The organism is Pantoea ananatis LMG 2665, assembly GCF_000710035.2.
Classification (GTDB): domain Bacteria; phylum Pseudomonadota; class Gammaproteobacteria; order Enterobacterales; family Enterobacteriaceae; genus Pantoea; species Pantoea ananatis.
On sequence record NZ_JMJJ01000004.1, the window covers coordinates 82915 to 108235 of the forward strand.

Consider the following 25321-nt stretch of genomic DNA (forward strand, 5'->3'; position numbering starts at 1 on the left):
GACGGACCGGAACGATGCGCCTTCTTTTTTTGCTGTTCTTTTCTCTCTTGCCTGCCTTGGTGCAGGCGCAGCCGGTGATGCTTTCAGGCAATCTCAGCAGCGCAGGCTCGGACACGCTCGGCTATCTGATGACCCTGTGGGGCGATGACTTTAGCCGTCAGTCACCCGGGGTAAATGTGCAGGTTCAGGCATCGGGCTCCTCAACGGCGCCAACCGCGCTGACAGCCGGATCCGTCCAGTTAGGGGCAATGAGCCGTCCCATGCAGGCGGATGAGCGCCAGGCGTTTGAGGCGCGATACGGTTATCCTCCGTTGGCCGTGCCGGTGGCGATGGACGCGTTGGTGGTGGTGGTCAACCAGCGCAATCCGCTGACGTCCATCGATCCCCACCAGCTTGATGCGTTGTTCTCCGTCACGCGTCTGTGTGGCGCACACCAGGTGCCCAAACGCTGGGGCGATTTGGGTCTGCATCAGGCTGAGTGGCAGCAGCGATCTATCCAGCGCTATGGCCGCAACTCGGCCTCCGGCACATGGGGATTCTTCAAGCAGCAGGCGCTGTGTCAGGGCGATTTCCGCAACGACGTGGCGGAGTTTCCCGGCTCGGCGGCGGTGGTACAGGCGGTCGCCGGTGATCCGCGCAGCATCGGTTATGCCAGCTTCGGTTTTCACCTGAGTGGGGTAAAACTGCTGCCGGTTATGACAAAAAGGGGGGAAGCCGTTGCGCCCGATCCTGAATCCATCCGCAGCGGTCGCTATCCCTGGGCACGTCCGCTCTATCTGTACGTTAATAAAGTGCCAGGTAAGCCCTTGCCGCCGTTGTTAGCCGCATTTCTGGAACAGGTTCTGTCTAGTGCAGGGCAGCAGCGCGTCATCGAGGCCGGCTATCTGCCGCTGTCTGAAACGCAAATGAACCTGGCGCGCGCCTCCCTCCAGTAAGTTTCCCCGCTCGCCCACAGGCGAAGGGGTTACCGCCTTCGCCCATGTTTTCCCGTTCCTGCCGCATGGCTGGCGGGGACCTGTGCCGCATCAGGGGCATAAATTCCCGCCGATTGCCTCGGTGCAAACCTCAAGGGGAGCACAGTCAGAATCCGGCCTCGCAACATGAAATTATTTCATCTCCAGTGAATATTATTCGTTTGCACATGAGCACATCGCGTGGGAATCTACATCCAGACGTTTAGCCATCTGGAAGGCTAAAATAACATTGTGTAACTATTCCCGCCCGAAATTATCTGGCCGGTGACCAGGAGTGATCATGCAAAGACAAACCGCCCCGTTTCGCGCCGACACCGTTGGCAGCTTTCTTCGTCCCGCCGCTATTAAGCATGCCCGCGAAAAATTTCATGCGGGTGAGATCGGCGCTGATGAACTGCGCGATATTGAAAACGACGCGATTCGGGACGTGGTCGCGAAGCAGCGTGAAAATGGCCTCAAGGTCGTGACCGATGGCGAATTTCGCCGTGGCTGGTGGCATTTTGACTTTTTCTACGGTCTGAAAGGTGTTGAGCATTTTGAAGCCGAGCAGGGCATTCAGTTCAACGGCGTGCAGACGAAAGCGCACGGCGTAAAAATCACCGGCAAACTGGGTTTTGACGGGCATCCGATGCTGGACCATTTTCGTTTCCTGCAGAGCGTAGCAGGCGATGCGGTAGCCAAAATGACGATTCCCAGCCCGAGCGTGCTGCATTTTCGCGGCGGCCGAAAAGTCATCGACGCTGACGTTTACCCCGATCTCGATGTGTACTTTGACGATCTGGCACAGACCTACAAAGAGGCGATCAAAGCCTTTTACGACGCGGGCTGTCGCTACTTACAGCTGGACGATACCGTCTGGGCCTACCTTTGTTCAGACGATCAAAAGCGTGAGATCCGCGAACGTGGCGACGATCCAGACCAGCTGGCCCGCACCTACGCGCGCGTCCTGAATAAGGCGTTAGAAGGGAAACCGGCCGACCTGACCGTGGGCCTGCATGTGTGCCGTGGCAATTTCCGCTCCACCTGGATTTCTGAAGGTGGCTACGAACCGGTGGCCGAGATCCTGTTCGGCTCCGTGAATGTGGATGCGTTTTTCCTTGAATACGACAATCATCGCTCTGGCGGATTCGAACCACTGCGGTTCATCAAGCCCGGCCATCAGCAGGCGGTGCTTGGCTTAATTACCACGAAGGTGGGTGAACTGGAAGATGCCGAACAGGTGAAAGCGCGCCTGCAGGAAGCGACCCAGTACATTAGCCTCGATCAGATTTGCCTCAGTCCGCAGTGTGGTTTTGCCTCGACGGAAGAGGGCAACAGCCTGAGCGAAGCAGAGCAGTGGCAGAAGATTCGACTGGTCGTGAACGTCGCGAATCAGGTCTGGTAATAGCGGAATGTGTGCAACGTGGCGCAATAAATGCGCCACTTGTGCATACAAACCCGCCTTTATGCTGATATTTACCATCGCTTGTTTATTTTTAAAGCACATCATCTGATGCTGTTGCAGAGAATATTGATGTGATCCTCTAATATTGATTCAAATTGCGAAATAACCCTCTGGTTTTCCGATCCCGTATTGCCTTTCTTCGCTATAAACGTTTTACTTACCGCCGTTGTCGATTTATCCCTCTGTGAACAGAAAAAAAGCAGCTTAAATCACCTGCGCTAAACCAGACGCTGCGCATAATGCGCTGTCATCATCTGGTCGGTCGTTGTATTAACGCAGCGAGGGGGCAACGCAAACTTATCTTTCATCGCAACATCAGTGACAGGCCGTATGACACATCGTTTAACCGTTAAAGACATTCTCGCGCTGGGCTTCATGACGTTTGCCCTGTTTGTTGGTGCGGGTAACATCATCTTTCCTCCCATGGTGGGTATTCAGTCAGGCGAACATGTCTGGGTGGCCGCTATTGGTTTTCTGCTTACCGCAGTCGGTCTGCCCGTTATCACCGTGATCGCGCTTGCGCGCGTCGGCGGCGGGATTGATGCCCTGAGCACGCCCATCGGCAAAGTTGCGGGTGTGGTTCTGGCCACGGTCTGCTACCTGGCGGTAGGGCCGCTTTTTGCCACGCCGCGTACCGCCACGGTCTCGTTTGAGGTGGGCATTGCTCCGCTTACCGGCGATGGCGAGCTGCCGCTGTTTATCTACAGCCTGATTTATTTTGTGCTGGTGATGGTGATTTCCCTCTATCCGGGGAAATTGCTGGATACGGTCGGCCATTTTCTGGCACCGCTAAAAATTGCAGCCCTGACGCTGCTGGGCGTCGCGGCTCTGCTGTGGCCGGCGGGAGGAACGATTCCTGCGACGGCGGACTATCAGCGCGCCGCATTTTCCAGTGGTTTTGTTAACGGCTATCTCACCATGGATACGCTGGGCGCGATGGTCTTCGGCATTGTCATCGTTAACGCCGCACGTTCGCGCGGGATTGATAATGCGGCGCTGTTAACCCGTTACACGGTTTTAGCCGGGGTTATCGCCGGCATTGGTTTGACCCTGGTTTACCTTAGTCTGTTTAAACTGGGCGCAGGCAGTGGTGCATTAGTGGATCAGAATGCCAACGGTGCGGCAATTCTCCATGCTTACGTTCAGCAGACCTTTGGTGATATGGGCAGCTTCTTCCTTGCCGCCCTGATTTTTATTGCCTGTATGGTGACCGCGGTCGGCCTGACCTGTGCCTGCGCAGAGTTTTTCGCGCAGTATTTGCCCTTGTCTTACAAAACGCTGGTCTTTGTACTGGGCCTGTTCTCGATGGTGGTATCGAACCTGGGGCTGAGCCATCTGATTCAGATTTCGATTCCGGTGCTGACGGCTATTTATCCGCCTTGTATCGTGCTGGTCGTGCTGAGTTTTACGCTGAACTGGTGGAATAAAAGCAGCCGTATTATCGCGCCGACTATGCTGGTCAGCCTGCTCTTTGGTATCCTTGACGCCATCAAAACCACCGGGTTTACAGCAGCGTTACCCGCATTGAGTCAGCATCTGCCGTTAGCCGACCAGGGCCTTGCCTGGTTGCCGCCATCACTGGTGATGTTGCTGATTGTGGCGCTGGTCGATCGGTTAAAAGGGGCTGAACAGGTGTCGGTTCACTCGTAACGGCTAAGATTGATTCTTCTTTAACCACGGGCTTGCCCGTGGTTTTTTCATTTCACAGGTACAGGTTGTTATGCAAGAAACCAACAAGCTCAAACGCGGACTGAGCACGCGCCACATCCGTTTTATGGCGCTGGGATCGGCGATCGGCACCGGGCTGTTCTACGGCTCGGCGGACGCCATCAAAATGGCGGGCCCCAGCGTGCTGCTGGCCTATATTATTGGCGGTGCGGTGGCGTACATCATCATGCGCGCGCTGGGGGAGATGTCGGTCAATAACCCTCAGGCCAGCTCTTTTTCCCGCTATGCGCAGGATTATCTCGGGCCAATGGCGGGTTACATCACCGGCTGGACCTACTGCTTTGAAATTCTGATCGTGGCCATTGCCGATGTCACCGCGTTCGGGATCTATATGGGCGTCTGGTTTCCGGAGGTGCCGCACTGGATCTGGGTGCTGAGCGTGGTGCTGATCATCGGCGCGGTCAATCTGATGAGCGTGAAGGTGTTTGGTGAGGTGGAGTTCTGGTTCTCTTTCTTTAAGGTCGCGACCATTATTGTGATGATTCTGGCCGGGTTTGGCATGATCGTCTGGGGGATTGGCAACGGCGGCCAACCGACCGGTATCCATAACCTGTGGACCAATGGCGGCTTTTTTGCCCACGGTATCGTTGGGATGTTGCTGTCGCTGCAGATGGTGATGTTTGCCTACGGCGGCATTGAAATCATCGGTATTACGGCGGGTGAGGCCAAAGATCCGGCAACCTCTATCCCACGCGCTATCAACTCGGTTCCGATGCGTATCCTGGTGTTTTACGTGGGCACGCTGTTTGTCATCATGTCCATTTACCCGTGGAATCAGGTCGGCACTAACGGCAGCCCGTTTGTTCTGACGTTCCAGCATCTGGGCATTGCCGCCGCCGCGTCCATCCTGAATTTTGTTGTGCTGACCGCCTCGCTGTCTGCGATAAACAGCGATGTCTTCGGCGTGGGGCGTATGCTGCACGGCATGGCTCAGCAGGGCCATGCACCCAAAATGTTTATGAAGGTCTCCAAACGCGGTATTCCCTGGGTGACGGTGGTGGTGATGATGTTCGCCATGTTGATTGCGGTATATCTCAACTACCTGATGCCAGAAAAAGTCTTTCTGGTCATCGCCTCGCTGGCGACCTTTGCCACCGTTTGGGTCTGGATCATGATTCTGCTGTCGCAGATGGCGTTTCGACGCAAGATCGGCAAAGCGGCCGCCCGGACGTTAACCTTTGCCTTGCCCGGCGGAAGCTGGACGGCAGGCGCAGGCGTGGCGTTTTTATGTTTCATCATTGGCCTGATCGGCTATTTCCCGGATACCCGCGTTTCGCTGTATGTTGGGATGGTATGGATCGTGGTGCTGTTGCTGGGCTATAAGCTGGTGCGCAAATAACCCAGGCTTGCTGTCCCGGTCCCGATATGTGCGGGGTTGGGACAGCCAATAATGACAGGCAACACAAAATAAAATCGGCGAAATGACTCGCCGAAACGGGACAGGGCAAGTGAAACAAACAGAGGGATGATTGACAAAATCATGCTAATGCAAAATGCATCCCCGTTAAATAAGTTGCCGTAAAATAAGACAAATGCCAGCGCGCGCATCAGCGTAAACGCCCGGCCTGTCTGGGTTCATTAGCCCGAAGGCGGCAAGATCATGCTGACCGGAGCCATCGCGTCGTTATCCAGGTGTTTACCCAACTGCGTCAGGGCAGCCTGCAACGGGCACAGCGTCCCGACTGCGGTGATTTGACATCCGGGCTGCCGCCACTCCTGACGTAAAAGCGGATGGCTGTCGTTCACGGGTTGTAACTGACGCAGGCCGTCCAGACTTTGTGCCTGAAAATAGAAGCGCAGGAAGCGCTGATGCGTCTTACTGTCGTGCCAGCGTTCCAGTACCAGACTGCTGCCAGGGGGGATATTGCCCCGCGTATAACCAGGCAGTTGCCATTCAAATCCCATTAAGCGGCGCACCATCGCAATGTTGGTGTCATGTGCCACCAGAAGCAGCCAGCGCACGTCAGGGTCGTTACCTTTAATGGCCTCAAGCATCTGGGATAGCAGCAGGGAACCGTGACGTTGTGCCATATAGAGCACGTCATTGCTGAGATCATAATTAGTGGTGAGCAGAGGAAGCAGAGCGGTGATCTGCCGGGCAGAGGTGATGTGTCCCCATGCCAGTTTCGCGAAAGGGAGGTTCTCGCTGTAGCCCAAACGCAACGTCTCGACCATGGCGGCCATGGCGCTAAGGCCCTCAACATAGACGCTTCCGCTTTTCGTCTGTTTCAACGTCCACGGACGATCGAAAAAGGGGCAATCGCTGCCGGGCCGGCATACCGACTGTTTAAGCAGCGTGATCGCGGGCTGAAGCTGCTGCTGACGCTGCGCTAAATCCCCGGCCGCGTGACGTTTTGCCTCCCATTCACGTTGGGGATCGGTATGGGCAAAGGGCAGTTTCTCGGTTTGAAAGAGAGGATCGATGTCGCCGGCGACGGTATGAATCGCCACGCCACAGCCGGGAAACGCGCCATCCACCAACGCCTCGGCAGTCGCCCGCGTGCGCTGCAGCGGGCTGGCGCGGACATAGATCGCCTTCGCGTTAGGGCAACCTGCGTTAAGTAAACCCAACTGGCGATAGTGCTCCCCTTCCCAGCGGGCCTTATTGACCACCGCGCTGTAGCCATGGCCCGTCAGTTCGCCGTCCGCCGTGCTCCAGACGTACCACGGCTGCTGGCTTGCCGCTTCAATCTCTGTGCGGTTACCCGGCGTCGGCGGACGTACCCCGTGTCGGCTCAACTCCACGACTTTCTCAAGTTGGTACTCGGGGGCGGCGTGCAGCGGCCCCGCCAGAAGCCAAAAAGTGCAGAGCATAAACCAATGTCGGGGCAGGTAGGCAGACATCATCAATCCTCAATTTCGTGCGTGGCGAGCAGCGCTTTAATTTGCGGATAGATTACCGCATTCGCCAGCAAAACAGGATTGCCCTTTTTCAGTCCGTCGTTGCGCAAATAATCGTTAGTCACCCCACCGGCCTCGCGCATCAATACGATGCCCGGCAGGCCGTCCCACGGATGCATATGCGCTTCATAATAGCCAATCAAACGACCTGCAGCGGCCCAGGCACTGGTTAACGCGCCGGAGCCGATGCGAATAAACATCCCGCCTTGCCTGAGCAGGGCATCGATGAGCTGCGTCACGTGCTCTCCGGGAATCCGACTGGAATTACTGATTCCCAGCAGGCCCTCATTAAGCTGTTGGGCTTTATGCACCTCAAGTCGGGTATCGTTGAGCCAGGCACCACTGCCTTTGCGGGCATGAAACAGTTCGTGATGATTGGGATCGCAAATCACGCCCACGACGGGCTCACCGTCGCAAACAATTGCCAGCGATACGCACCAGTTATGCAACCCGTTCACAAAACAGGCGGTGCCATCGATGGGATCGATCACCCATACAATACGGGCACCCTGAGTGTCACCGCCGCTCTCTTCTCCCAGAACGGCATCATCAGGATAGCGCTCCGAAATCAGTGATTTAATTAATTCTTCAACGTTGCGGTCAGCGTCACTGACCACATCCTGAAGGTCCCTCTTATGTTCCACCACCAGTTTTTGACGCTGTTGATACCATGACCAGGCGCGGCTTGCGGCCGCACGGGCGATTTCGCAGGCGTAATGATAGCGCGCGTCAATCTCAGAATGCGAAGCGGATGACATGTTTCCCTCTTATGATTTTTAAAACATATCGGATAAAGGAAGCGCCTGAACAGGCGGTCTGACAGTGAGAGCATCGTGAATCATAGTTAAGCAAGACTTATTAAGCCGCAGACCGGAACCAATGGCAATACGGCCGTGCTACTGACTGCGCGCTTTTTCAGCGTTACAGGTTTGTGGTGCGATGAAATGCGCTCACAAACCTGACGCCGTCAGGGGAAGGTTACAACTGTTGATTGGCTGCCAGCCGCATCAGACGCGGATAAAACTGAAAAAAGCAGGCCTCAAACGCGGAGTAATGCGCCGTAAAATCGTGATAAGAGTCGCGCAGGGCGGCCAGCCTGGGGCGACGGCTCGCCATGCCATTCAGTACCGGTTCAAGACGTTCCGGGTTGGCGTAATGTTCGAACCAGCGTTCACGCCACATTACGGCATTGAGCGCTTTAAATTCGTCGGGTGTGGCAGCCAGCTGCGGAACAATTTCGCTTTCGGCGTTGGCCGAAAATTGTTGTAGCGAGTGCGCCTGATGGAAGCGATCCCAGTGACGCGCCAGAAAATGGTCCCAAACGACATCCAGCGTAATGGGCGCAACGCGGTAGGTTTCTGCCCGAAAAAGCTGACGTGCCTCACGCACTTCCGGCAGGGCATCGGTCATGACATCAAGCCGGCGATGCATCAGAATGCCGTCGGCCACCGGTTTGGGCCAGTGTTGATGCGGCGCACCGCGAACAAAATCCGCCATCAGATTGCCGAGGAGTGAGCTGTCTGCAAGATGGGCTAAGTGAAGATGAGCAAGAAAATTCATGCGCTATTATAAGCGCAACTCGCTTTGCGCAGCCAGTTGTTCAGAATTGTGCGATTTTCCGCTAAACTGTGCCGCCTGTTTTTCTGAGTAAGAAGTCTTTCATGCGTGTCGCCGATTTTGCTTTTGAATTGCCCGAATCCCTTATCGCCCATTACCCTCAGGCGCAGCGTAGCGGTTGTCGCTTGCTGTCGCTGGACGGCCCGAGCGGGGCGCTGGCCCATGGCGTTTTTACCGATGTACTGGACAAGCTTCAGCCTGGCGATCTGCTGGTGTTTAACAACACGCGCGTGATCCCGGCCCGGGTGTTCGGGCGTAAAGCAAGCGGCGGCAAAATTGAAATGCTGGTCGAGCGCATGCTTGATGACAAGCGCGTGCTGGCACACGTTCGGGCGTCCAAAGCGCCGAAGCCTGGCGCAGAATTACTGCTGGGCGACGATGAGAGCGTGAAAGCCACGATGGTCGCGCGTCACGATGCGCTGTTCGAGATTGCATTCGAAGACGATCGTGCCGTGCTGGACATTCTCAACAGCGTAGGCCATATGCCGCTGCCGCCGTATATTGACCGCCCGGATGAAGAGGCGGATCGCGAGCTTTACCAGACGGTCTACAGCGCGCGCCCTGGCGCCGTGGCGGCACCGACCGCCGGCCTGCACTTTGACGAACCCTTAATTCAGGCGCTAAAAGACAAAGGCGTTGAGATGGCTTTTGTCACCTTGCACGTTGGGGCAGGGACGTTTCAGCCGGTACGCGTAGAGACGATTGAAGAGCACCATATGCACGCCGAATATGCGGAAGTGCCGCAGGAGGTGGTGGATGCGGTGCTGGCCTGCAAAGCGCGCGGCAACAAGGTGGTGGCGGTAGGCACCACCTCGGTACGCTCGCTGGAAAGCGCAGCCAAAGCCAGTCAGGATGCGCTGATTGCGCCATTCTTTGATGACACCCAAATCTTTATCTATCCGGGCTATGAGTATCAGGTAATTGATGCGCTGATCACCAATTTCCACTTGCCCGAATCGACGTTGATCATGCTGGTCTCGGCCTTTGCCGGTTATCAGCACACGATGGCTGCTTATCGTGCGGCGGTGGCGGAAGAATACCGTTTCTTCAGCTACGGCGACGCGATGTTTATCAGCAAAAACCCCCAGGCGCCGCTGGAAAAAGTGGGCGCCTGATCTGTTTACTTTGAACATTGGACTGTCTCTCCAATGGAGGTTTTGTGAAATTTGAGCTTGATACCACAGACGGTCGCGCGCGTCGCGGCCGTCTGATTTTCGATCGTGGCGTGGTGGAAACCCCGGCCTTTATGCCCGTGGGCACCTATGGCACCGTGAAGGGCATGACGCCGGAAGAAGTGCAGGAAACCGGCGCGCAAATTATTTTGGGCAACACCTTCCACCTCTGGCTGCGTCCCGGCCAGGAAATCATGAAGCTGCACGGCGATTTGCATGATTTTATGCAGTGGAAAGGCCCTATTCTGACCGATTCCGGCGGCTTTCAGGTCTTCAGCCTGGGCGATATTCGTAAGATCACCGAAGCCGGCGTCCATTTCCGCAACCCGATCAACGGCGATTCTATCTTCCTCGATCCGGAAAAATCGATGGAGATCCAGTACGACCTGGGATCGGACATCGTGATGATCTTTGATGAGTGCACGCCGTACCCGGCGGACTGGGATTATGCCAAGCGCTCCATGGAGATGTCTCTGCGCTGGGCACAACGCAGTCGCGACCGTTTTGACAGCCTGGGTAACAAAAATGCGCTGTTTGGCATTATTCAGGGTTCGGTTTACGAAGATTTACGTGATGTCTCTGTGAAAGGTCTGGTAGAGATCGGCTTTGATGGGTACGCTGTGGGCGGCCTGGCGGTCGGTGAACCGAAAGAGGATATGCACCGTATTCTTGAGCATGTTTGCCCGCAGATCCCAGCGGATAAACCGCGTTACCTGATGGGCGTGGGTAAACCTGAGGATCTGGTCGAGGGCGTACGTCGCGGCGTGGATATGTTTGACTGTGTCATGCCAACGCGCAATGCGCGCAATGGCCACTTATTTGTGACCGATGGCGTGGTAAAAATTCGCAATGCCAAGCATAAAGATGATGTTTCGCCGCTGGATGCAGAGTGCGATTGTTACACCTGTCGCAATTACAGCCGCGCGTACTTGCATCATCTTGATCGCTGTAACGAAATACTGGGCGCGCGTCTCAACACGATTCATAACCTGCGCTACTACCAGCGTCTGATGGCGGGTTTACGCCAGGCTATCGAAGAGGGTAAATTAGAGCGCTTTGTTAGCGAGTTCTACCAACGGACGGGCAAAGCGGTTCCGCCTTTAACGTCTGATAATTCATCAATGAGGGAAATTTAATGAGCTTTTTCATTTCTGACGCTGTGGCTGCAGCAGGCGCACCGTCTCAGGGAAGTCCGTATTCTCTGGTGATCATGCTGGTCGTCTTCGGCCTGATCTTTTACTTCATGATCCTGCGCCCGCAGCAGAAGCGTGCAAAAGAGCATAAGAAGCTGATGGATTCTATCTCCAAAGGTGATGAAGTCCTGACGAATGGTGGCCTGGTGGGTCGCGTAACCAAAGTGGCAGAAACCGGCTACATTGCGATTGCGCTGAACGACACTACTGAAGTGGTTATTAAACGTGATTTCGTGGCTGCCGTCCTGCCGAAAGGTTCTATGAAGGCGCTGTAATTTTTACTTCCCTAAGGGAACTGCCGTGTTAAATCGTTATCCTTTGTGGAAGTACATAATGCTGGTCGTGGTGCTTGTCATTGGCCTGGTGTATGCACTTCCCAACCTTTATGGTGAGGATCCGGCTGTTCAGATCACTGGCGCGCGCGGAAGCGCCGCCAGTGAGCAAACGTTGGATCAAATTCAGAACGTATTAAAACAAGACAATATTCAAAGTAAGTCTGTTGCGCTGGAAAATGGCGCGATTACCGCGCGTTTTGCCAATACGGATGTGCAACTGCGTGCCCGCGAAGCGATCATGAAAGCGCTGGGCGAAAACTATGTGGTCGCGCTTAACCTTGCACCGGCCACGCCGCGCTGGCTGACGCTGCTGGCGGCACAGCCCATGAAGCTTGGCCTCGATCTGCGTGGTGGTGTGCACTTCCTGATGGAAGTGGATATGGACACTGCCCTGAGCAAACTGCAAGAGCAGAATGCTGACAGCCTGCGCAGCGACCTGCGCGAAAAGAATATCCCTTATACCAACGTCAACAAGATTGCTAACTACGGCGTGGAAATTCGTTTCCGTGACGCAGCCAGCCGCGATGCTGCGGTTAAGTGGCTATCCTCGCGTCATCAGGATCTCGTCATTAACAGCAGTGGCGATGATGCACTGCGCGCCACCATGACCGATGCCCGCCTCAGCGAAGCACGTGAATATGCGGTTCAGCAGAACATTACTATCCTGCGTAACCGTGTAAACCAACTGGGTGTTGCAGAACCGCTGGTACAGCGTCAGGGTTCTGACCGCATCGTGGTTGAACTGCCAGGTATTCAGGACACCGCGCGCGCCAAAGAAATTTTAGGTGCGACGGCGACGCTGGAATTCCGTCTGGTTAACACCAGCGTGGATCCTACCGCCGCCGCCAGCGGCCGTGTACCGGGTGATTCTGAAGTGAAAGACATGCGTGATGGACGCCCTGTGGTGCTCTATAAACGCGTGATCCTGACCGGTGACCACATTACCGATTCCACATCCAGCATGGATGAGTACAACCAGCCTCAGGTGAACATTTCACTGGACGGCGCGGGCGGTAATATCATGTCTAACTTCACCAAGGACAACATCGGTAAGCCGATGGCGACCCTGTTTGTGGAGTACAAAGACAGCGGCAAGAAAGATGCTAACGGTCGTGCCATTCTGGTGAAACAGGAAGAGGTGATCAACGTCGCCAATATCCAGTCTCGCCTGGGTAACAGCTTCCGCATCACCGGTATCAGCAACCCGAACGAAGCACGTCAGCTGTCGCTCCTGCTGCGTGCCGGTGCGCTGATTGCGCCTATCCAGATTGTGGAAGAGCGGACTATTGGTCCAACGATGGGGCAGCAGAACATTACTCAGGGTCTGGAGGCCTGCCTGTGGGGCCTGGTCGCCTCTATCCTGTTTATGGTGCTGTACTACAAAAAGGTGGGCCTGATTGCCACCAGCGCACTGCTGGCAAACCTGGTACTGATTGTCGGTATCATGTCACTGCTGCCGGGCGCCACGCTGACGATGCCTGGCATTGCCGGTATCGTGCTGACGCTGGCGGTGGCGGTCGATGCCAACGTACTGATCAACGAGCGTATTAAAGAAGAACTGCGTAACGGGCGTAGCGTGCAGCAGGCAATTCATGAGGGCTACAAAGGCGCCTTCTCCAGTATTGTCGATGCTAACGTCACCACCCTGATCAAAGTGGTGATTCTGTATGCGATCGGTACGGGTTCCATTAAGGGCTTTGCGATTACAACGGCTATTGGTATTGCGACCTCAATGTTCACATCGATTGTCGGTACCCGCGCCATCATTAACCTGATGTACGGTGGCAAGCGCATCAAAAAGCTGTCTATCTGAGGAGTGCGTTGTGGCACAGGAATATAACATTGAGCAGTTAAACCATGGCCGTAAAGTCGTCGACTTTATGCGCTGGGATACGCTGGCATTTATCATTTCGGGACTGTTAATCATCATCTCGATTGCCATTGTTGGCGTACGTGGTTTTAACTGGGGTCTCGATTTCACCGGCGGTACGGTGATTGAGATCAACCTGGAAAAACCCGCTGACCTCGACACGATCCGTGCCGAGCTGGTCAAGGCGGGCTTTCAGGAGCCGCTGATCCAGAACTTTGGTAGCAGCCGCGACGTGATGGTGCGTATGCCGCCTGTCACGGGGCCTGCAGGCACAGAGTTAGGCAACAAAGTGGTCACGGTGATCAACCAGACCACCCAGCAAAACGCCACGGTAAAACGTATCGAGTTTGTTGGACCGAGCGTGGGTAGCGATCTGGCGCAGGCCGGAGCGTTGGCTCTGCTGTCGGCACTGATTGCGATTCTGATCTACATCGGTATTCGCTTTGAGTGGCGCCTGGCGCTGGGTACGGTGCTGGCGCTGGCGCACGACGTGATCATCACCTGTGGACTGCTGTCGCTGTTCCGGGTTGAAGTCGACCTCACCATCGTGGCCTCGCTGATGTCGGTTATCGGTTACTCGCTTAACGATAAAATCGTGGTTTCGGACCGTATTCGTGAGAACTTCCGCAAAATTCGTCGCGGCTCTTCTTACGACATTACCAACGTGTCCCTGACCCAGACGTTGAGCCGTACCTTGATCACCTCGCTGACGACGCTGGCGATGATCCTGATCCTGTTCATCTTTGGTGGTGCGCTGCTGAAAGGCTTTTCGCTGACCATGCTGATCGGTGTCACCATTGGTACGATTTCGTCGATCTACGTCTCTTCAGCGCTGGCGTTGAAGCTGGGCATGAAACGCGAACACATGCTGGTACAGAAAGTGGAGAAAGAGGGCGCAGATCAGCCTTCAATCCTGCCGTAATCGTTGCATGATAAAAAGCCGCCAGTTCAGACAACTGGCGGCTTTTTTTTTGTCTTTATGGTGTGGTTACAGCCGTTTTGGCCAGTACCTGATGAATCCGCACATAGCCAAGCTGGTCCGGCGTAATACCGCCCAGGCGCAACGGCACAATGACCGAACTGCGTGGCGTCAGCGAGGCGGGAACCCGGATGGTTTGCGTCAGGCTGTCGGCCTCAAGCGGTTTACCGGTCGCGGGATCGAGCTGGCCCCAGACTACGGTAGCCTCCAGCCCCGGCAGCGGCGTATTATCCCGCGTCTGTAGGGTCAGGTTAGCGCGTGAGCCGTTGGCTTCAGCCTCAACACGCGATAAAGACAAGCGAAGCGTGCCGGCCTGGGTTTGTAATTCAACGGGCGTATTGGCCTGAGGTAATAACCAGGCACCCTGCTGCGAATGTCCGTTAAGCTGCCCCTGAATCTCCACCGCGCTTGCCTGGCTGGTAAGCCGCTGCATCTGCTGGTTCAACTGACTAACTTCCTGATGAAGTTGTTTAACCTGTGGCTGCCCGGCCGTTGTGCTGCAACCGCTCAACAGCATCAGTGAGAGGGCGGCGGGGGCCCAAACCATCCTGATCATTATTTATCCTTATCCGTTATAAAGAAATGGCCAGAAACTGTCCGGGTGAAGGTTATCCGGTGTGGCTTCTGTGTTTCATTAATATTCATGGCATGGCTCTGTCCGGTTTCGCCTGGGTAACCTGAAAGGGCCAACAGCACGTTATCTTCCAGGTTAGCGATGTCGTCAAGCCTGTCCTGAGCGGCCAGACGGCGGTTTGTTCGTTAACGGAATTGTCTGAACGGCAGGGGAGCCGAGTCAGCCTTCTCCCGTTGTCCCGCTCAGGCAAAGGCTGCTGCCGTAATGCGCTGAAGCTGTTACGGCCCGTTCACGCGTTCCTGTGTGTGTGCCGGTGTCTCTGGTGAGGGAGGCTGGCGGTCTGCTCACCACATCCCGCCTGCGGCTCTGTAAGTGTCGTGCTGTTTAACGTCGCTGGCCTGTTGCCCGCTCAGGCTGTGAGGCAGGCAGGGGAAAGCACGGGAATCGATTTTGTTGACCTGCAGTTCGCGCTACACTGTATAACCCATTTATCTCGTGTCAGGAAACGTCATGCATTGCCCATTCTGCTCCGCTGTAGACACTAAAGTGATTGATTCTCGTCTGGTTAGTGAGGGTTCGTCAGTGCGGCGCCGTCGTCAATGTCTGGTGTGCCATGAGCGTTTCACTACGTTTGAAGTGGCTGAACTGGTGATGCCGCGCGTGGTGAAAAGCAACGACGTGCGTGAGCCTTTCAATGAAGACAAGCTGGCCAGCGGCATGATGAAAGCGCTGGAGAAGCGTCCGGTTAGTGCGGATGCCGTTGAGAGTGCGGTAAGCCATATTAAAACCCAACTGCGGGCGACAGGAGAACGTGAAATCCCCAGCAAGCTGATTGGCAACCTGGTGATGGACGAGCTGAAGAAGCTCGATAAGGTAGCCTATATCCGCTTTGCTTCTGTTTACCGCAGCTTTGAGGACGTGCGTGATTTTGGCGAAGAGATTGCCAGATTACAGGATTAAATCATGACCGATGAACGCTATATGGCGCGCGCGCTGGAGTTGGCGCGCCGCGGCCGTTTTACCACCACACCCAATCCCAATGTAGGCTGCGTCATTGTGCGTGACGGTCAGATTGTTGGGGAAGGCTGGCATCAGCGCGCCGGGGAACCGCATGCGGAAGTGCACGCGTTACGTATGGCGGGGGACCGCGCACGTGGCGCAACCGCCTATGTGACGCTGGAACCCTGCAGTCACCACGGGCGCACGCCGCCCTGTTGTGATGCATTAATTGCCGCAGGTGTAACCCGCGTGGTGGCGGCCATGCAGGATCCCAATCCGCAGGTAGCCGGACGGGGATTACACCGCCTGCATCAGGCGGGCATTGAGGTCAGCCACGGGCTGATGATGCAGGAAGCGGAAGCCCTGAACCGTGGTTTTCTGAAACGCATGCGTACCGGCTTTCCCTGGATACAGTTAAAACTGGGTGCCTCGCTGGACGGCCGCACCGCCATGGCCAGTGGGGAAAGCCAGTGGATCACCTCGCCGGCGGCCCGGCGCGACGTGCAGCGGCTGCGCGCCCAGAGTTCCGCCATCCTCAGCAGCAGTGCAACCGTACTGGCGGATAATCCCTCGTTAACGGTGCGCTGGTCAGAACTGGACAGCGAAAGTCAGCGCCTGGTGGATGAAGCCGAGCTACGTCAGCCGGTAAGAGTGATCGTCGATAGCCAGAATCGCGTAACGCCGGACCACAAACTTATTGAACAATTAGGCGAAACCTGGCTGATGCGCCAGCAGGTCGACGATCGGCACTGGCCGGAAACGGTGACGCAGATTCCTGTTCCACTGCGCGGCAGCCAGCTGGATTTAGTGGCGCTGATGATGGTGCTGGGCCAGCGGCAGATTAACAGCGTCTGGGTGGAAGCCGGTGCGACGCTCGCGGGCGCGCTCATTCAGGCCGGGCTGGTGGATGAGCTGATTGTGTATGTTGCGCCGAAATTACTGGGCAATGACGCGCGTGGCCTGTGCCAGCTTGCGGGGTTAACGCAGTTGGCCGATGCGCCGGTCTTTGCCTTTCGCGATATCCGTCAGGTCGGCGATGATGTGCGCCTGACGCTGACACCGCAATAACGGAGGCGGAAAAGCGAGAGCACGCCGCCAAAGAGTATGTTAGAATCCGCCCCCCTGCGCGGGGCCAAACAAACCCCTGAAAGGATATGTATGAAAGTTATCGAAGCTGCCGTTGCAACGCCTGAGGCAAACATTGCCATCGTTATCGCGCGTTTTAACAACTTTATCAATGACAGCCTGTTAGACGGCGCGGTTGATGCCCTGAAGCGCATTGGCCAGGTCAGCGATGACAATATCACCGTCGTCTGGGTTCCAGGCGCTTATGAACTGCCGCTGGCAGCCCGTGCGCTGACCAAAACCGGCAAGTACGACGCCGTGATCGCGCTGGGTACCGTAATTCGTGGTGGCACTGCTCACTTCGAATATGTCGCAGGTGAAGCCAGCTCCGGTATTGCCAGCGTTGCCATGGACAGTGATATTCCGGTGGCATTCGGCGTACTGACGACTGAAAATATCGAGCAGGCCATTGAGCGTGCTGGAACGAAAGCGGGTAATAAAGGTGCCGAAGCGGCCCTGACCGCGCTTGAAATGATCAACGTATTGAAAGCCATTAAAGCCTGATTTTTGTAAGGGGAATTTTGTGAAACCTGCTGCTCGTCGTCGCGCCCGTGAGTGCGCTGTCCAGGCGCTTTACTCCTGGCAGTTGTCCAACAACGACATTGCCGATGTGGAATACCAGTTTCTGGCGGAACAAGACGTCAAAGACGTCGACATTACCTATTTCCGCGAACTGCTGTCCGGTGTGGCGACCAACAGCGCGTACCTGGATGGCCTGATGAAGCCGTATCTGTCGCGTCAGCTCGAAGAGCTGGGACAGGTTGAAAAAGCCATTCTGCGTGTTTCACTGTATGAATTGAGCAAGCGTTCTGATGTGCCCTATAAAGTGGCCATCAACGAAGGTATTGAGCTGGCGAAAGTGTTTGGTGCCGAAGACAGCCATAAATTTGTCAACGGCGTACTGGATAAAGCCGGTCCACAAATCAGACCCCAACGCAAATAATCAATAAGGCCGGCTTGCCGGCCTTTTTCATTAATGGTTAAGCGGAACGCAATTATGTCATGTGGTGAATTTGAACTCATCGCACGCTACTTCAATCGCAGAACGCGTAGCCGCCGTGATGTCGAACTCGGCATTGGCGACGATTGCGCGTTGCTTAGCGTGCCCGAAAAACAGACGCTGGCGGTCAGCACCGATACGCTGGTTTCCGGCGTCCATTTCCTGTCTTCCATCCATCCTGCGGATTTAGCGTATAAATCTCTGGCGGTAAACCTGAGCGATTTGGCCGCGATGGGAGCCGATCCTGCCTGGCTGACGCTGGCCATGACCTTGCCTGACGTGAATGAAACCTGGCTCAGCAGCTTTAGCGAAAGCCTGTTTGACCTGCTGGAATACTACGACATGCAGCTGGTGGGCGGCGATACCACGCGTGGCCCCCTCAGCCTCACGTTGGGGATTCATGGCTTGATTCCCCACGGCAAGGCGCTGAAACGCTCGGGCGCCAGGCCGGGTGACTGGATCTACGTGACCGGTACGCTGGGCGACAGCGCTGCCGGGCTGGCGTTATTACAGCATCACTGCCGCATTGACGATCCGGCGATACATGAAGCCCTGATCAAGCGCCACCTGCGCCCAATGCCGCGCATTTTACAGGGACAGTCGCTGCGTTCCCTGGCGTCATCCGCCATTGATTTATCGGATGGGCTCATCTCCGATCTTGGCCATGTACTGAAAGCCAGCGGCTGTGGTGCACGGTTGAATCTGGATGCGCTGCCGCTCTCTTCTGCACTGCGTGAAAACTTTGATGCCGAACAGGTGCTGCGCTGGGCGCTCAGCGGCGGAGAAGATTACGAGCTGTGCTTTAGCGTGCCGGAAGTCAATCGTGGCGCGCTGGATGTGGCGCTGGGGCATCTTGGCGTGCCTTATACCTGCATTGGCCAGATGGCACCGGAGTCAGAAGGGCTGTCACTGCTGGAAAACGGTAAACCCACGGAATTCCGCCATAAAGGATTCGACCATTTTGACCTCAGATAAAACCCTCGCGAAAAGCCGCCTGCGCCTGCGCAATCCCTGGCATTTGCTGGCGACCGGCTTCGGCAGCGGCCTGAGCCCGTTTATGCCCGGAACGGTAGGATCGCTGGCCGCCATTCCGTTTTGGTGGCTCATGACCTTGCTCCCCCATGATCTCTACTCGCTGGTGGTCTTGCTGGGCATTAGTGTGGGCGTTTACCTTTGCCATCGCACCGCCAAGGACATGGGCGTGCATGACCACGGCAGCATTGTCTGGGATGAGTTTATCGGGATGTGGATTACCCTGATGGCGATTCCGGTCAACAGCTGGCAATGGGTGGTGAGTGGTTTTGTTCTGTTCCGCGTGCTGGATATCTGGAAACCCTGGCCGATTCGCTGGTTCGATCGTAACGTGCATGGCGGTATGGGCATCATGGTAGATGATATTATCGCCGGTATTATCGCGGCGGCGATGCTGTACGCGACGGGCGTCTTTTTGGCCGCTTAAGCTTGCCACACCGGGCCTGTACAGCGAAAAACCCCGCCTGTTCTCCCTCATTTCGTCCTTCAGCATGATGGCCGTTCCCCTGCGGGAACGGTCTGCCGCTTTGCCTGTCGGACAGCGCATAGCGCCGCATGCAAAACGCTTCACAACCCGCTTACTGATAACCCGTTGCCGGGTGCGGTTGATAGGCCTCTTCCAGATGAGCGATCTCGTCCCCGGTCAGTTCCACGTTGACGGCGTTAGCCAGCTCGGCGAACTGCCCGGCGCGCGAAGCACCGATGATCGGGGCGGTGACGGCGGGTTTGCTGAGTAACCATGCCAGCGCCACCTGCGCACGCGTCACGCCTTTGTCCGCCGCAACCTGTGCCAGGCGCTCGGCTATCATCGCGTCGTTCTCCTCGGTTGTGGCATAGAGCGAGGGAATGACGTCATCCGATACGGATCGTGCGGTGGTTTCTCCCCAGGGGCGGGTCAGTTTGCCGCGTGCCAGGGGGCTCCAGGGTAATACCGCAATGTTTTCCCGCAGACACAAAGGGTGCATCTCCCGCTCTTCTTCACGTTGGATCAGGTTGTACTGATCCTGCATGCTGACAAAGCGTGCCCAGCCCTGTTGGTCCTGCAGGGCCAAGGCCTGAGCAAACTGGTGGCTATGCATTGAGGAGGCGCCGATGTAGCGCGCTTTACCAGACTTCACCACTGCATCAAGGGCTTCCAGCGTCTCTTCCAGCGGGGTGTCATAGTCCCAGCGATGAATTTGCAGAAGATCGACATACTCCATATCCAGCCGTTGCAGGCTGTCGTCGATAGATTGCAGAATGTTCTGGCGAGATAAGCCCTGCGAGAGATTGCTCATGGGAAAGAAAACTTTGGTGGCAACGACCACCTCATCACGTCGGGCAAAATCTTTGAGCGCCCGGCCCACAATCTCCTCGCTACTGCCGTCAGAATAGCTGTTCGCGGTATCAAAAAAATTGATCCCTGCTTCCAGCGCCTGCTGGATGAGCGGACGGCTGCTCTCTTCCGGGAGTGTCCAGGCGTGCTTGCCGCGATCGGGTTCCCCAAAGGTCATACAACCCAGGCAAAGCCGGGAAACCGTTAAGTCAGTGTTCGCTAATTGAATGGTTTTCATGAAGACTCCTGCTATGTCTAACCCAGGGGATTAAGCATAGCAGGAATGACGCGCTCCACGGTGCGCGGGCAGGGGACCTACTGCGCCAGCCAGCGGCTGATCTGCTGTTGAATACCGTCAATGTCCAGTTGGTAGTCGTGGCGCATTTCTTCCTGAGTACCAGGCGGAATAAACTCATCAGGCAGGCCGATATTCAGCACGGGCACGCCCAGGCGTTTAGCCATGACAAACTCATTCACGCCGCTGCCTGCGCCGCCTTTAATCGCGCCTTCTTCCAGCGTAATCAGGGATTCATGACTGGCCGCCAGTTCGGCGATCAGTGACGTATCCAGCGGTTTCACGAAGCGCATGTCCACAAGCGTTGCGTTCAGCGCTTCCGCCACCTTGCTCGCTTCCGGCAACAGCGTACCGAAGTTGAGGATGGCCAGTTTTTCGCCCTGACGTTTTACCACGCCTTTACCCAGCGGCAGGCTTTGCAGCGGTGTCAGCGCAGCACCGGTACCGGTACCGCGCGGATAACGTACCGCGGCCGGGCCATCCTGATAGTGATAACCGGTATATAGCATCTGGCGACATTCATTCTCGTCGCTTGGCGTCATAATCACCATGTCCGGCACGCAGCGCAGATAGGCGAGATCGAACGCGCCCTGGTGCGTCTGCCCGTCAGCGCCGACGATGCCGCCGCGATCGATGGCAAACAACACCGGCAGTTTCTGAATTGCCACGTCGTGGATGACCTGATCGTAGGCGCGCTGCAGGAAGGTGGAGTAGATGGCCACCACCGGTTTGTAGCCCCCAATCGCCAGGCCAGCGGCGAAGGTCACCGCGTGCTGTTCGGCAATGGCAACGTCAAAATACTGGTTGGGGTATTTGCGAGAGAAACCGACCATGCCTGAACCTTCACGCATGGCAGGCGTAATTGCCATCAGCTTCGTATCGTGAGCGGCCATCTCACACAGCCAGTTGCCGAAAATTTTGGAGTAGCTCGGCAAACCTTCGGCGCTTTTTGGCAGCTCACCGCTGGCGACGTCAAATTTCGGCACAGCATGCCAGGTAATAGGATCCTGTTCTGCCGGCGCGTAGCCTTTGCCCTTTTTGGTCATAATATGCAGGAACTGTGGCCCTTTCAGGCTGCGCATATTACTCAGCGTATTTACCAGCGTCAGCACATCATGGCCGTCCACCGGGCCGATATAGTTAAAACCCAGCTCTTCAAACAGAGTTCCGGGCACAACCATGCCTTTCAGATGCTCTTCGGTACGCTTCACTAATTCTTTAATCGGCGGCAGGCCGGTCAGAACACGCTTGCCGCCTTCACGCAGACGCGCATAGGTTTTGCCCGAGAGGATCTGCGCCAGCCGGTTGTTTAGCGCCCCGACGTTCTCTGAAATCGACATTTCATTGTCATTCAGAATCACGAGCATATCCGATTTGATATCGCCTGCATGGTTCATGGCTTCAAACGCCATGCCCGCAGTAATGGCACCATCACCGATAACGCAGGCCGTGCGGCGGCCTTTGCCTTCACGTTCGGCAGCCGCAGCCATGCCCAGTCCGGCACTGATGGAGGTCGAAGAGTGGCCCACGCTCAGCACATCGTACTCACTCTCGCCGCGCCAGGGAAACGGATGCACGCCGTTCTTTTGGCGAATAGAGCCAATGCGATCGCGGCGTCCCGTTAAAATTTTGTGCGGATAAGCCTGATGACCGACGTCCCACACCAGGTGATCGAACGGCGTGTTATAGACGTAATGCAGCGCCACAGTCAGCTCGACCACGCCCAGGCCCGACGCAAAATGGCCGCTTGAGCGGCTCACGCTGTCTAATAAATACTGGCGCAGCTCGTTGCAGAGCGCAGGCAATTTCTCTTTTGGCAGGGCTCGCAGCGCCTGAACCGTTTCTGCCTGCGCCAGTGTCGGGTATTTTGTAATATCAAAACTCATCAGTGACTCATCATGGAAGTTATTTATCGCGTTCAATTACGAAGCTCGCCAGCGCCTTCAAGGCTGTGGTGTTATAGGATTTGGCAGAGAGCATGTGCAAAGCATCGACGGCTTCCTGATATAAATCCAGTGCCTTAGTGCGGGCATCATCCAGACCCATCAGTGAAGGATAGGTGCTTTTTCCAAGATCTTGATCGGCACCCTGGCGTTTTCCGATGACAGCTGTGTCACCCGTCACATCCAGGATGTCATCCTGCACCTGAAAAGCCAGACCGATAGCGTCTGCATAGCGATCAAGATACGGAAGCGCCTCGCGGCCTTTTTCGCCAGCGGCAAACGCGCCAAGCCGAACGGCCGCGCGGATCAACGCACCGGTTTTATGACGATGAATTTGTTCAAGTTGAGCAAGCCCCACCGACTGACCCTCCGCCGCCAGATCCAGTGCCTGACCGCCGCACATCCCCGCGACGCCGCTGGCTTTTGCCAGTTCTGACAACATGGCCAGCCGATATTCCGCGCTCACGCCCGGCATGGGCTGGTCGGCAAGGATAGAAAATGCCAGCGTTTGCAGCGCATCGCCTGCAAGGATGGCGGTATCTTCACCATATTTAATATGGCAGGTCGGTTGCCCACGACGCAGAGCGTCATCGTCCATGGCAGGAAGATCGTCATGAATCAGTGAATAGGCATGAATACACTCAACTGCTGCAGCGGGCGCATCCAGACTCGCTTTGTCGGCGTGAAGCATCTCGCCGGTGGCGTAGACCAGAAACGGGCGCAGGCGTTTGCCGCCTAATAATGCCCCATATTGCATGGCATTCACCAGAGGAGAACTCTGAAAAGGCAGGGCGTCTAATAAGCCCGTCAACGCACGATTCACCTGCCTGTGATAAGCGTCGAGCAGTTCAGGAAAATCCATTAGTTGTTTTCCGGCGTAAAAGAGGAGAGGTCGGCGTCTTTATCATCGCTGAGTAAAATACGAACGCGCTGCTCGGCCTGTTGCAGCGTCTGTTGGCCATTGCGTGCCAGCTGCACGCCGCGCTCAAATTCATTGAGGGCCTCTTCCAACGGCAGTTCACCACTTTCCAGACGACTGACAATCTGTTCCAGCTGCTGCAATGACGTTTCAAAGCTGGCTGGCTGTTCGGCTTTTTTCGGCATAGTTAGGATCGACTCACGGTTGGAACGTTATCATGCAATCGGTCATGGTAGCTGAGAGAGAATGATTAGCAAAATAATCAATGTGCATGCTGTTGCAGAAGCAGTCACCAGGTAAAGGTGATATACTTCCGCGCCTCGGATGCGGATGCGCCTGGCAGCCCGCAATTTTATGATCTTACCAGCTAAGTGCAGCCTGTTTTAGCACTTATTTGCCCAACGAAGCTGTATCGCCATGAAGTTTATCGTCAAGTTATTTCCCGAAATCACCATCAAGAGTCAGTCGGTGCGCCTGCGCTTTATTAAGATTCTTGCCAGCAATATTCGCAACGTGCTTAAAACCGTCAGCGACGAGATCGCGGTCGTCCGTTACTGGGATCATATTGAAGTGCGCTGCAAAGATGAAGCCATGCGCACGGTTATTCCTGATGAGCTCATGCGCATCCCCGGTATCCACCATGTCCTCGCGGTGGAAGAGCGTGAATATACCGATATTCATCATATTTTTGAGCAGACGCTGGCGCAGTACCGCGATGCTCTTGAAAACAAAACGTTTTGCGTGCGTGTTAAGCGCCGGGGCAAACACAGCTTTAGTTCGCAGGATGTGGAACGCTACGTCGGCGGTGGCCTGAATCAGCACATCGAGAGCGCCACGGTGCAGCTTAAAAAGCCAGAGGTGACGGTCAATCTCGAAGTGGAAGAGAACCGCTTAACGCTGGTGACCGCGCGCTATGAGGGGCTGGGCGGTTTCCCGATTGGCACGCAGGAAGATGTGCTGTCGCTAATCTCGGGCGGCTTTGACTCTGGCGTGTCGAGCTACATGCTGATGCGTCGCGGCTGCCGGGTGCATTACTGCTTCTTTAATCTTGGCGGTGCCGCACACGAAATCGGCGTGCGTCAGGTGGCGCATTATATCTGGAACCGTTTCGGTCGTTCACATCGGGTCCGTTTTGTCGCGATAAACTTCGAACCGGTCGTGGGCGAAATTTTAGAAAAAGTCGACGATGGCCAGATGGGCGTGGTACTGAAGCGCATGATGGTTCGCGCCGCGTCGATGGTCGCTGAACGCTATGGCGTTCAGGCGCTGGTGACCGGTGAAGCGCTGGGACAGGTTTCCAGTCAGACCCTGACCAACCTGCGTTTGATCGACAATGCATCGGACACGCTGATTCTGCGTCCGCTGATCTCCCATGATAAAGAGCACATCATCAAGGTCGCGCGTGAGATCGGCACCGAAGATTTTGCCAGTACCATGCCGGAATATTGCGGTGTGATTTCTAAAAGCCCAACCGTCAAAGCGGTGAAGGGCAAAATCGACGCTGAAGAAAGCCATTTTGACTTCTCGATTCTGGAACGCATGGTGGCCGAAGCGACCAACGTGGATATCCGCGAAATTGCCGAGCAAACGCAGGACGAAGTGGTCGAGGTTGAAACGGTCGGCTTGCTGAACGAAAACGACAGCGTACTGGATATCCGTTCGGTGGATGAGCAGGAAGACAAACCGCTTGAGTTGGTGGGAACAGAGGTGAAGTCGATGCCTTTCTACAAACTCAGCACCCAGTTTGGCGACCTCGATCAGAATAAAACCTGGCTGTTGTACTGCGATCGCGGCGTGATGAGTAAACTTCAGGCGCTGTATCTGCATGAGCAGGGCTTTAAAAACGTCAAAGTTTACCGCCCTTAAAACGTACGCTGTGCCCGCGCACCCGACCGGGAAGCGGGCA

24 protein-coding genes are annotated in these 25321 nt (G+C 55.8%); 16 read left to right on the forward strand and 8 right to left on the reverse strand.

Features of this window, described 5'->3' with window-relative positions; translation table 11 throughout:
* Nucleotides 1-14 precede the first annotated feature (14 nt).
* The 4 genes from EL29_RS02210 (at nucleotide 15) to proY (ending at nucleotide 5485) form a co-directional block, all read left to right on the forward strand.
* Nucleotides 15-935, forward strand: a complete 921-nt coding sequence (locus tag EL29_RS02210; protein WP_028714880.1) for a PstS family phosphate ABC transporter substrate-binding protein — start codon at nucleotides 15-17, stop codon at nucleotides 933-935.
* A gap of 319 nt (nucleotides 936-1254) precedes the next feature.
* Complete coding sequence (locus tag EL29_RS02215; protein WP_013024847.1) at nucleotides 1255-2358, forward strand: cobalamin-independent methionine synthase II family protein; 1104 nt, start codon at nucleotides 1255-1257, stop codon at nucleotides 2356-2358.
* A gap of 390 nt (nucleotides 2359-2748) precedes the next feature.
* On the forward strand, nucleotides 2749-4068 hold the full coding sequence (brnQ, locus tag EL29_RS02220) for a branched-chain amino acid transport system II carrier protein (protein ID WP_014593055.1): 1320 nt from the start codon (nucleotides 2749-2751) through the stop codon (nucleotides 4066-4068).
* Nucleotides 4069-4138: 70 nt separating this feature from the next.
* Nucleotides 4139-5485: a proline-specific permease ProY gene (gene proY / locus EL29_RS02225; RefSeq protein WP_013024849.1), complete on the forward strand. Its 1347-nt coding sequence runs from the start codon at nucleotides 4139-4141 to the stop codon at nucleotides 5483-5485.
* Between the two features lie 239 nt (nucleotides 5486-5724).
* Here proY and EL29_RS02230 read toward each other — a convergent pair whose 3' ends face one another.
* The 3 genes from EL29_RS02230 to EL29_RS02240 form a co-directional block, all read right to left on the reverse strand.
* Nucleotides 5725-6993 (reverse strand): histidine-type phosphatase, encoded by a 1269-nt coding sequence (locus EL29_RS02230; protein ID WP_028714882.1) that lies wholly within the window; start codon nucleotides 6991-6993, stop codon nucleotides 5725-5727.
* The gene (locus EL29_RS02235) at nucleotides 6993-7805 is read right to left on the reverse strand and encodes an inositol monophosphatase family protein (RefSeq protein ID WP_015700848.1); all 813 of its coding nucleotides are present in this window, start codon (nucleotides 7803-7805) and stop codon (nucleotides 6993-6995) included. Before EL29_RS02235 ends, EL29_RS02230 begins: the two co-directional genes overlap by 1 nt.
* 220 nt (nucleotides 7806-8025) lie before the next feature.
* Complete coding sequence (locus EL29_RS02240; protein ID WP_028714883.1) at nucleotides 8026-8607, reverse strand: acyl carrier protein phosphodiesterase; 582 nt, start codon at nucleotides 8605-8607, stop codon at nucleotides 8026-8028.
* A 101-nt stretch (nucleotides 8608-8708) separates the two neighbouring features.
* Between EL29_RS02240 and queA the strand changes: the two genes are divergently transcribed.
* From queA to secF, 5 genes are read left to right on the forward strand one after another with little or no spacing between them, the layout of a single operon-like run.
* Entirely contained in the window at nucleotides 8709-9779 is a 1071-nt protein-coding gene (gene queA / locus EL29_RS02245) for a tRNA preQ1(34) S-adenosylmethionine ribosyltransferase-isomerase QueA (protein ID WP_014593059.1), read from the forward strand.
* A 44-nt stretch (nucleotides 9780-9823) separates the two neighbouring features.
* Nucleotides 9824-10972, forward strand: a complete 1149-nt coding sequence (tgt, locus tag EL29_RS02250) for a tRNA guanosine(34) transglycosylase Tgt (RefSeq protein WP_013024854.1) — start codon at nucleotides 9824-9826, stop codon at nucleotides 10970-10972.
* The gene (gene yajC, locus EL29_RS02255) at nucleotides 10972-11304 is read left to right on the forward strand and encodes a preprotein translocase subunit YajC (RefSeq protein WP_006117993.1); all 333 of its coding nucleotides are present in this window, start codon (nucleotides 10972-10974) and stop codon (nucleotides 11302-11304) included. The genes tgt and yajC overlap by 1 nt, the downstream gene beginning before the upstream one ends.
* Before the next feature lie 25 nt (nucleotides 11305-11329).
* Nucleotides 11330-13177, forward strand: coding sequence for a protein translocase subunit SecD (gene secD / locus EL29_RS02260; protein WP_013024855.1), 1848 nt, complete (start codon nucleotides 11330-11332; stop codon nucleotides 13175-13177).
* A 10-nt stretch (nucleotides 13178-13187) separates the two neighbouring features.
* Nucleotides 13188-14156 carry a protein translocase subunit SecF gene (gene secF / locus EL29_RS02265; RefSeq protein WP_014606451.1) on the forward strand — a complete coding sequence of 323 codons (969 nt, stop codon included), beginning with the start codon at nucleotides 13188-13190 and terminating at the stop codon, nucleotides 14154-14156.
* Between the two features lie 55 nt (nucleotides 14157-14211).
* On the opposite strand, the gene EL29_RS02270 is transcribed toward secF, so the two are convergent.
* Nucleotides 14212-14769, reverse strand: a complete 558-nt coding sequence (locus EL29_RS02270) for a SadB/YajI family lipoprotein (RefSeq protein WP_028714884.1) — start codon at nucleotides 14767-14769, stop codon at nucleotides 14212-14214.
* A 528-nt stretch (nucleotides 14770-15297) separates the two neighbouring features.
* On the opposite strand from EL29_RS02270, the gene nrdR reads away from it, so the two are divergent.
* From nrdR to pgpA, 6 genes are all read left to right on the forward strand, one after another.
* Entirely contained in the window at nucleotides 15298-15747 is a 450-nt protein-coding gene (gene nrdR / locus EL29_RS02275; protein WP_006117986.1) for a transcriptional regulator NrdR, read from the forward strand.
* Between the two features lie 3 nt (nucleotides 15748-15750).
* Nucleotides 15751-16854 (forward strand): bifunctional diaminohydroxyphosphoribosylaminopyrimidine deaminase/5-amino-6-(5-phosphoribosylamino)uracil reductase RibD, encoded by a 1104-nt coding sequence (gene ribD, locus EL29_RS02280; protein ID WP_028714885.1) that lies wholly within the window; start codon nucleotides 15751-15753, stop codon nucleotides 16852-16854.
* Nucleotides 16855-16944: 90 nt separating this feature from the next.
* Nucleotides 16945-17415, forward strand: coding sequence for a 6,7-dimethyl-8-ribityllumazine synthase (gene ribH, locus EL29_RS02285; protein WP_014593064.1), 471 nt, complete (start codon nucleotides 16945-16947; stop codon nucleotides 17413-17415).
* Nucleotides 17416-17434: 19 nt separating this feature from the next.
* Complete coding sequence (gene nusB / locus EL29_RS02290) at nucleotides 17435-17854, forward strand: transcription antitermination factor NusB (protein ID WP_013024861.1); 420 nt, start codon at nucleotides 17435-17437, stop codon at nucleotides 17852-17854.
* A 54-nt stretch (nucleotides 17855-17908) separates the two neighbouring features.
* On the forward strand, nucleotides 17909-18886 hold the full coding sequence (gene thiL / locus EL29_RS02295; protein WP_014606449.1) for a thiamine-phosphate kinase: 978 nt from the start codon (nucleotides 17909-17911) through the stop codon (nucleotides 18884-18886).
* Nucleotides 18873-19370, forward strand: a complete 498-nt coding sequence (pgpA, locus tag EL29_RS02300) for a phosphatidylglycerophosphatase A (RefSeq protein WP_013024863.1) — start codon at nucleotides 18873-18875, stop codon at nucleotides 19368-19370. The genes thiL and pgpA overlap by 14 nt, the downstream gene beginning before the upstream one ends.
* Nucleotides 19371-19521: 151 nt before the next feature.
* On the opposite strand, the gene EL29_RS02305 is transcribed toward pgpA, so the two are convergent.
* From EL29_RS02305 to xseB, 4 genes are all read right to left on the reverse strand, one after another.
* A complete protein-coding gene (locus EL29_RS02305; RefSeq protein WP_028714886.1) occupies nucleotides 19522-20496 on the reverse strand; it encodes an aldo/keto reductase in 975 nt (324 codons plus the stop codon).
* Nucleotides 20497-20573: 77 nt separating this feature from the next.
* A complete protein-coding gene (gene dxs / locus EL29_RS02310) occupies nucleotides 20574-22439 on the reverse strand; it encodes a 1-deoxy-D-xylulose-5-phosphate synthase (protein ID WP_026021088.1) in 1866 nt (621 codons plus the stop codon).
* A gap of 19 nt (nucleotides 22440-22458) precedes the next feature.
* A complete protein-coding gene (gene ispA, locus EL29_RS02315) occupies nucleotides 22459-23358 on the reverse strand; it encodes a (2E,6E)-farnesyl diphosphate synthase (protein WP_014593071.1) in 900 nt (299 codons plus the stop codon).
* Nucleotides 23358-23600, reverse strand: coding sequence for an exodeoxyribonuclease VII small subunit (gene xseB, locus EL29_RS02320; protein WP_013024868.1), 243 nt, complete (start codon nucleotides 23598-23600; stop codon nucleotides 23358-23360). Before xseB ends, ispA begins: the two co-directional genes overlap by 1 nt.
* Nucleotides 23601-23832: 232 nt before the next feature.
* Between xseB and thiI the strand changes: the two genes are divergently transcribed.
* Nucleotides 23833-25281, forward strand: a complete 1449-nt coding sequence (gene thiI / locus EL29_RS02325) for a tRNA uracil 4-sulfurtransferase ThiI (protein ID WP_013024869.1) — start codon at nucleotides 23833-23835, stop codon at nucleotides 25279-25281.
* Nucleotides 25282-25321: the final 40 nt, after the last annotated feature.

Coding starts and splice junctions, on each gene's coding strand:
- EL29_RS02210 (WP_028714880.1), top strand. CDS start 15: ATGCGCCTTCTTTTTTTGCTGTTCTTTTCTCTCTTGCCTGCCTTGGTG.
- xseB (WP_013024868.1), bottom strand. CDS start 23,600: ATGCCGAAAAAAGCCGAACAGCCAGCCAGCTTTGAAACGTCATTGCAG.
- thiI (WP_013024869.1), top strand. CDS start 23,833: ATGAAGTTTATCGTCAAGTTATTTCCCGAAATCACCATCAAGAGTCAG.
- EL29_RS02270 (WP_028714884.1), bottom strand. CDS start 14,769: ATGATCAGGATGGTTTGGGCCCCCGCCGCCCTCTCACTGATGCTGTTG.
- queA (WP_014593059.1), top strand. CDS start 8,709: ATGCGTGTCGCCGATTTTGCTTTTGAATTGCCCGAATCCCTTATCGCC.
- yajC (WP_006117993.1), top strand. CDS start 10,972: ATGAGCTTTTTCATTTCTGACGCTGTGGCTGCAGCAGGCGCACCGTCT.
- proY (WP_013024849.1), top strand. CDS start 4,139: ATGCAAGAAACCAACAAGCTCAAACGCGGACTGAGCACGCGCCACATC.
- EL29_RS02305 (WP_028714886.1), bottom strand. CDS start 20,496: ATGAAAACCATTCAATTAGCGAACACTGACTTAACGGTTTCCCGGCTT.
- ribD (WP_028714885.1), top strand. CDS start 15,751: ATGACCGATGAACGCTATATGGCGCGCGCGCTGGAGTTGGCGCGCCGC.
- thiL (WP_014606449.1), top strand. CDS start 17,909: ATGTCATGTGGTGAATTTGAACTCATCGCACGCTACTTCAATCGCAGA.
- EL29_RS02230 (WP_028714882.1), bottom strand. CDS start 6,993: ATGATGTCTGCCTACCTGCCCCGACATTGGTTTATGCTCTGCACTTTT.
- EL29_RS02235 (WP_015700848.1), bottom strand. CDS start 7,805: ATGTCATCCGCTTCGCATTCTGAGATTGACGCGCGCTATCATTACGCC.
- ribH (WP_014593064.1), top strand. CDS start 16,945: ATGAAAGTTATCGAAGCTGCCGTTGCAACGCCTGAGGCAAACATTGCC.
- ispA (WP_014593071.1), bottom strand. CDS start 23,358: ATGGATTTTCCTGAACTGCTCGACGCTTATCACAGGCAGGTGAATCGT.
- EL29_RS02215 (WP_013024847.1), top strand. CDS start 1,255: ATGCAAAGACAAACCGCCCCGTTTCGCGCCGACACCGTTGGCAGCTTT.
- brnQ (WP_014593055.1), top strand. CDS start 2,749: ATGACACATCGTTTAACCGTTAAAGACATTCTCGCGCTGGGCTTCATG.
- nrdR (WP_006117986.1), top strand. CDS start 15,298: ATGCATTGCCCATTCTGCTCCGCTGTAGACACTAAAGTGATTGATTCT.
- EL29_RS02240 (WP_028714883.1), bottom strand. CDS start 8,607: ATGAATTTTCTTGCTCATCTTCACTTAGCCCATCTTGCAGACAGCTCA.
- dxs (WP_026021088.1), bottom strand. CDS start 22,439: ATGAGTTTTGATATTACAAAATACCCGACACTGGCGCAGGCAGAAACG.